General features: G+C 60.9%; 6 protein-coding genes. 1 reads left to right on the top strand and 5 read right to left on the bottom strand.

Features of this window, described 5'->3' with window-relative positions; genetic code table 11:
* The 4 genes from VH599_19990 to VH599_19975 form a co-directional block, all read right to left on the bottom strand.
* Positions 1–646 (bottom strand): acetyl-CoA carboxylase carboxyltransferase subunit beta (locus tag VH599_19990; GenBank protein HEY7350601.1); only part of this gene is annotated, 646 nt, incomplete at its 3' end.
* A 122-nt stretch (positions 647–768) separates the two neighbouring features.
* The gene (gene ftsY / locus VH599_19985; GenBank protein ID HEY7350600.1) at positions 769–2,028 is read right to left on the bottom strand and encodes a signal recognition particle-docking protein FtsY; all 1,260 of its coding nucleotides are present in this window, start codon (positions 2,026–2,028) and stop codon (positions 769–771) included.
* 141 nt (positions 2,029–2,169) lie between these two features.
* The gene (locus VH599_19980) at positions 2,170–2,382 is read right to left on the bottom strand and encodes a hypothetical protein (GenBank protein HEY7350599.1); all 213 of its coding nucleotides are present in this window, start codon (positions 2,380–2,382) and stop codon (positions 2,170–2,172) included.
* A 32-nt stretch (positions 2,383–2,414) separates the two neighbouring features.
* A complete protein-coding gene (locus VH599_19975; protein ID HEY7350598.1) occupies positions 2,415–4,190 on the bottom strand; it encodes a hypothetical protein in 1,776 nt (591 codons plus the stop codon).
* 240 nt (positions 4,191–4,430) lie between these two features.
* Between VH599_19975 and VH599_19970 the strand changes: the two genes are divergently transcribed.
* A complete protein-coding gene (locus VH599_19970) occupies positions 4,431–5,369 on the top strand; it encodes a pseudouridine-5'-phosphate glycosidase (GenBank protein HEY7350597.1) in 939 nt (312 codons plus the stop codon).
* Between the two features lie 20 nt (positions 5,370–5,389).
* On the opposite strand, the gene VH599_19965 is transcribed toward VH599_19970, so the two are convergent.
* A complete protein-coding gene (locus VH599_19965; GenBank protein ID HEY7350596.1) occupies positions 5,390–6,235 on the bottom strand; it encodes an ROK family protein in 846 nt (281 codons plus the stop codon).
* Positions 6,236–6,329: the final 94 nt, after the last annotated feature.

Below are 6,329 nucleotides of genomic sequence, written 5' to 3'. Positions count from 1 at the left end.
CGGCAAAACCAATCAGCGCGCCTGGCTCAGCCAGTACGACATCCCCCAGGAAGGCAAAGCTGGCTGAAATGCCGCCGGTTGTTGGATCGGTCAGCAGCGAGATATATGGCACGCGCGCCTCACTCAGCTTTGCCAGCGCCGACGTCGTTTTCGCCATCTGCAATAGCGAGAACAGCCCTTCCTGCATGCGCGCCCCGCCAGAAGTACACACAATTAAGAGCGCGCTCTGGTCTGTCAGCGCGCGTTCAACGGCGCGCGTTATCTTCTCACCAACCACCGATCCCATGCTTCCGCCCACAAAGGCGAAGTCCATCACCGCCAGCGCCAACGGCAGGCTCTCAATTGTTCCTGTACCAGTAATTACTGCTTCATTAAGTCCGGTCTTCTCGCGCTGGCCGTTGAGATAGGTCTGATAAGACTGCGAGCCACTGACAAAACTGAGCGGATCAACCGAAAGCATATTGCCATCCAGTTCGTGGAAGCTCTCCTCGTCCAGTAGCTGCGCGATCCGCTCCTCGGCAGAGAGGCGGAAGTGATTGCCACAGCGCGGGCAAATCTTCAGATTTTTCTCCCAATCCTTGCCGATGAGCAGTTCGCGGCACTTGGGACACTTTACCACCAGATTTCCCGGAATCGAACGGCTCATCTGGGGCTGAAGATCATCGCTCCCTGGGCCGCGCAGCGCATCAGCAGGGGTCGTATCAGATCTCTCTCTAGCGATGGCGCACGCTCCGTTTCTCCTCGTGGCCCTGCTTCCAGGCGTCGTTTCTAGGCTCCATCAGCGGAAAAAAGCGCGCTGACAAAGGCTTCAGGGTCAAAGGGCGCCAGGTCTCCGAGACGCTCGCCCATTCCAACAAATTTGATCGGCAGGCCCAATTCTTCCGAGATGGAGAACATAATGCCACCGCGCGCAGTGCCATCCAGCTTGGTCAACACCAGACCAGTCAGGCCCACATCTCCCACAAACTGCTTCGCCTGGATCAGCGCGTTCTGGCCGGTGGTGGCATCAACTACCAGCAAGACTTCATGCGGCGCCTCCGGGTCTTTCTTGCCCAGCACCTTTGCAATCTTTTTGAGTTCTTCCATCAAGTTGTATTTTGTATGCAATCGGCCTGCCGTGTCAATGATCAACACATCGCAGCGACGATTTTCGGCAGCCTCCAGCGCGTCAAAGACCACCGCGCCGGGATCAGCGCCATGCTGGTGACTCACCACCGGCACTTTAACACGATCGCCCCAGATTTTCAATTGGTCAATGGCCGCCGCGCGGAAGGTATCGCCAGCCGCCAGAATCACCCGATGCCCTTTTTTCTTCAGGTACTGGCTCAACTTGGCAATCGTGGTCGTCTTGCCCACACCGTTTACGCCGACCACCAGAATGACCGTCAGCGCGCCATTTTTCGCAAACATCAGCGGTTCTTCATCGCCAAGCAAGATCAGCAATTCTTCTGCCAACGCATCACGCACATCGCGGGCATCTTTCAGCCCAGCGTACTCCACACGCTCTTTCAGCGTAGTAACCAATCGCTCGGTGATCCCCACGCCCACATCCGCCGTAATCAGCGTCTCCTCCAGATCATCCCAGAGTTGGTCATCAATCTGGCCGCGCTGAAACGCCTCCGACACTTTGCCGAACATCTGGCGCGTGCGCGAAAGGCTCTTGCTGAAGGGGTTATGGAACAGTCGCAAGCCGCCCTTGCCATGTTCTTTCTCGGCGATCTCTTCATCTTCGTCTTCCCACGCCTCCACCTCCACATCAGTGGGGACTGGCGCTGGCGGCGGCTGAGGAGGAACCGCAGGTGTAGTCGGAACTGGAGAGGCAGGCTGCGCTGGAGCCTTGAGAGCAGAGGCAGGGGCCGCTGGAGCTTTTGCAGGAGCAGCCCGCGTCGGCGGAGTCCGAATGGGAGTAGCTGGCTTCGGGGCCTGCGCTGCTCCTTGTTCCTGTGGCGCCTCTTGTGGCTCTGGTTCCTCAGCCGCTTCTTCGTCTGATTTGTGTCGGAAGAGTCCTTGCTTGAAGCGATTAATCACAGTGAACCTGTCGTCCTTTCAGCAGCGCACAGCCAGGCTAGAGAAGCGAAAAGCTAAAAATAGAGGAAAAGAGCGTATGATACAGAACCAGCCTCCGGTCGCGCATTGCGCGTGGCCGGAGGCGGAAACTATCGCGCCGCGTTAACGGTTGCTGCGATAGTTGTGCAGCGAGCCATCACTGATTGGCTCATTAATAATGATGTCTCCGTTACGGATCTTGATGTTGTACAGGCAGCCCGGATTTGTACAAACCCACGCCTTGTACTCGATCGAAGCCCCCTGGCTCCCAAAATCAGAGAGCGGCACTAAGTCGCCCTCACCGCACTTACGGCACCGAGGAAAAATCAATTCCAAAGCCGTTCGCCTCCTTCCTGCTCAAGGATTCTTCAATCGCGCGCACCGCCCGACACCAGCCCTGGCCTCCGGGCGTTGGGGATGGGAGGGAGAGCCGAAGGAGCCTCCACCGCTGCGTCCGCACCCCATTGCGTCATATGCGAAACCGTATGTAATATACCACAAACTCGCCGCTGCATGTCATACACCCCTACTTTAGGCCCATCCACGCCATATGCAGCAGCAGTATATCGGGGCCGAGAGAAACGTCGAGCGTCAGGCCATAGGGATACCGGCAAACGCAAACCTTGCCCCCTTGCTTCTCCCCATCCTGTCCGGTAGGTCACAAAATCGGAGCCACCAATCGCCGCAATTGAGGGATCATGCGCGCGGTGAACTTCCCCCTGCTCCACTGCTTCCCACAAGAGGCGCGGCGGTGGAAACCAGTCAGGGAACATGGCAACATAGCCAACCTGCGCTTGCTGAAGATAGGCTACCAGCCCTTGCTGATCGCTCAGCAGCGGCACGATTTCTGGCCGGGTTAATCCACCCAGATCAACCACCTGACGACCACTAAAATAGCCAATCGCGCCAATATCATGAGTCGCCACCAGCGCATCGGACGGCGTGTTGGCGCGCAGCCAGAGCGCCGTCTCCACCTGATAATCGTTGATGTAGCGGATATTCGCCGCGTAAATCCCGGCTCCCCGCCCGATGGACAGCACTCCCATTGCCAGCGCCAGCGCGAGGAGGACGGCTGGCAGCAGACGATAGTCTCCGGCGCTGGCAAAGCGCAGAGACCCTGTTACCCCCAGCGCCAGCAGCACTGGCAGAACCGGCATCAGATAGCGTCCATTCTGATAGACGACAGGCAGATGGGCGGCATAGACACCGATTAAAGCGATGGCCCAGGCCAGCGCCAGCCACTGCGTCCCACGCCGCCAGTCGCGCCGCGCCAGCCAGAGCGCGTAGGCCGCGCCTGGCAGACCCAGCGCCACCAGCGGGCTGCTCCCCAGCATGCCCAGCACACCCAGCGCGTAGCCTGCCAGCCGCGTGAGTTCGCTCGTTCCTAGCGCATAATACGCGCCTTTGGCATAAAAGGTACTGGGCAACAGATGCCCGGCACCAACCTCGTTCAACACCAGCAGCGGAGCCAGCCCCAGCGCATAGACGCTCAGATAGACCAGCGCCGCCCGCCAGCGCCTCGGCGCTGGCGGCACGCGCGCCCCCCATCCCAGCGCCAGCGATCCACCGATCAGCAGCGCCAGCGCCACGCCCTCCGGGCGCGTCGTGGTCAAGAGCGCCGCCAGCGCGCCCAGCCAGGCCGGACGCCAGGCGCGGCTGACGCCCATGAGGAGCAGCACACTCAGGAAGACGAATAAAATCGTCTCCATGCCAGAGAGCGCGGCCCAGGTCAGACGCCATTCGGCAAGTACTGCAATGCCCGTCGCCAGCGCGCCCAGCGCACGTAAACGCTCGCTTGCGTCTGCCAACCAGAGTTCAGCCAGCGAACTGGCGGCCCAGGCCAGCACAAAGAGGGCCAGCGCGCCCAGCATGTCTGCCCAGACGATAACCAGCCAGAGCGGCGCGCCGCCCGGAAACAGTTGCGCGGGGGCCAGCAGCAGCACCCACAGCGGCGACGTGGACCCCGCGCCGCTGCTGCCAGGCGCGTAGGCAAAGACGCCACGCTGCGCCAGCGTGCGAGCAAAGTCTTGATGAATCCAGGCGTCATCCAGTGGAAAGCCGAGCGCATGATTCGCCAGCGTATACACAGCGACCACCAGCGCCGCCACCAGCGCCAGGACCAGTAACCGCCCGCGTCTGTTCATAAGCCAGGCGGATTGCTTCCAGGGCAAAGCCTCTGCTCTTCTCTGCGTATGCGCTCGCGCATCAACTGCCAAACCGCTGCTCCCCTTCTCTGCTCTCATAGCCAGCGCCATTATACCTGATCTCACTGAAACCTGAGTTGAACCTGAGTTTTTCACTGGGCCTATCTGGCTATGCTTTTTGGGTAGCGGGCGACGGCAGAAAGAGTTGACTCGAAGCCGCGCACATGACATACTGCGGGCATGAGCAATCAATCAACCTCAACGTATCTCGCTATTGCTGAAGAGGTGCGCGTCGCCCTGGCTGATGGGCGGCCAGTGGTCGCGCTCGAATCAACGGTGATCGCTCATGGCCTGCCATACCCGACCAACGTTGAGGCTGCCCACCTCATGGAAGACGCTGTTCGCAGCGAGGGCGTCGTCCCGGCAACCATTGGCTTGCTGGAAGGGCAGATCGTCGTTGGCCTCAGTTCAACGCACATTGAGCGGCTGGCGCGCGCCGATACGGAAGAGGTTGCCAAGGTCAGCAGGCGCGACCTGGCGGTTGTGCTGGCACAGCACCGCCTGGGCGCAACCACGGTGGCAGGCACACTGGCTTGCGCCCAGCTTGCGGGCATTCGTTTTTTCGCTACCGGCGGCATCGGCGGCGTGCATCGTGGGGCCGAGCGCAGCATGGACATCTCCGCCGATCTTCTCGAACTGGCGCGCACGCCGGTCCTGACCGTCTGCGCCGGAGCCAAATCCATCCTTGACCTGGGGCTGACGTTGGAATATCTGGAAACACAGGGCGTGCCGGTGATCGCCTTCCAAACCCCCGATTTCCCGGCCTTTTACGCCCACAGCAGCGGCTATCGCGCGCCCCACCGCGCCGACAGCGCCAGAGACATAGCCGCCGTCGCTCGCGCGCAGTGGCAGGGCAGGCTTGGCAACGGCATCCTGGTCGCCTGCCCCATTCCGGCGGAACACGCGATGGACCTGGCAGCCCTGGAGACGCTCATCAATGACGCGCTCGCCCAGGCCGAAGCCCAGCGTATCACTGGCGCGGCGGTCACGCCGTTCCTGCTCTCGCGCATCGCCCAGGCCACCGAAGGCCAGAGCGTAAGCGCCAACCTCGCCCTGCTCGTCAACAACGCCACCTGGGCAGCGCGCTTTGCCCGCGCCTATGCTGAAGGGAGCGTTTGACGCCGCCCTCCAGTGTCCTCCTAATGGATAATCGCCGCCTCTGGCGTCTCCAGCAGCAATGCCGCGCCAAGCAGCGGCGCGTTCTCACCCAACTGCGACCAGAAAAGTTGCGGCGCGTCTCGCGCGCAGAGAGCAGCGACCCGCTCTGGCAGATGTTCTCTGAGATAAGGGGCGTGCAGAGCCATCCCGCCGCTGATAGCAATGGCCTCAACGCGCGTCATCCGGGCGAGATTGACGATGCCCAGCGCCAGCGCCTCCGTAAGTTCCTGCCAGAAGCCAGCATCAGTGATCTCCGCCGCCTCGCGCCCAAACCTGAGCGCAATCTGCCTGCCGCCGGTAATCGTCTCCAGACAGCCGATCTGCCCGCAGAGGCACGGGCGCGTATTTCCGGCCAGAAGCTGATGGCCCATCTCCATAGACACGGTGAGCGCCCGCCCAGCCTTGCGCAGTTGGATAGCCGCGCCGGTTCCGGTTGAGATAGTCAGATAGGCGCACAGGTCGAACGGGGTCAGCGCGCCAAACGCCTTTTCGGCCAGCAAGCCACAGACGGTATCATGGGCTAATCTGACCGAGCAGCCAAATGCCTCCTGTAGCTGAGACGCCAGCGGCTGCCCTTCGTAATCGCGCAGATTGGCCGCGTCACGGACAGAGCATCCATCCCTGGCAATATGCCCACCCAGCGAAATACCGATGCCCGCCAGATGCTCGTTGCCAGGAACAGCGATACTCTTCAGCAATTTTTCGATCTGGTCAGCGTAGCTTTGGAAAGTGGGGAACTGCTCAATAACTTCGATCTGAGGACGGCGCAGGGTGCTGACGCGCCCGATCCTGGTTGTGCTGCCCCCGTTATCAATGGCAAGGTACATGCTGCTTCAGCATCTTTCAGACGAGGCTATATGAAGATAACAGCCTTATGCCTCACAGGCGCTTAGTTCGCCTCACATAACCTCCGCACGAGCA

The sequence above is a fragment of the Ktedonobacterales bacterium genome (assembly GCA_036557285.1).
Classification (GTDB): Bacteria; Chloroflexota; Ktedonobacteria; order Ktedonobacterales; family DATBGS01; genus DATBHW01.
The sequence above is the reverse complement of the archived record's forward strand: the minus strand, read 5'-3'. Positions and strand labels throughout refer to the sequence as shown.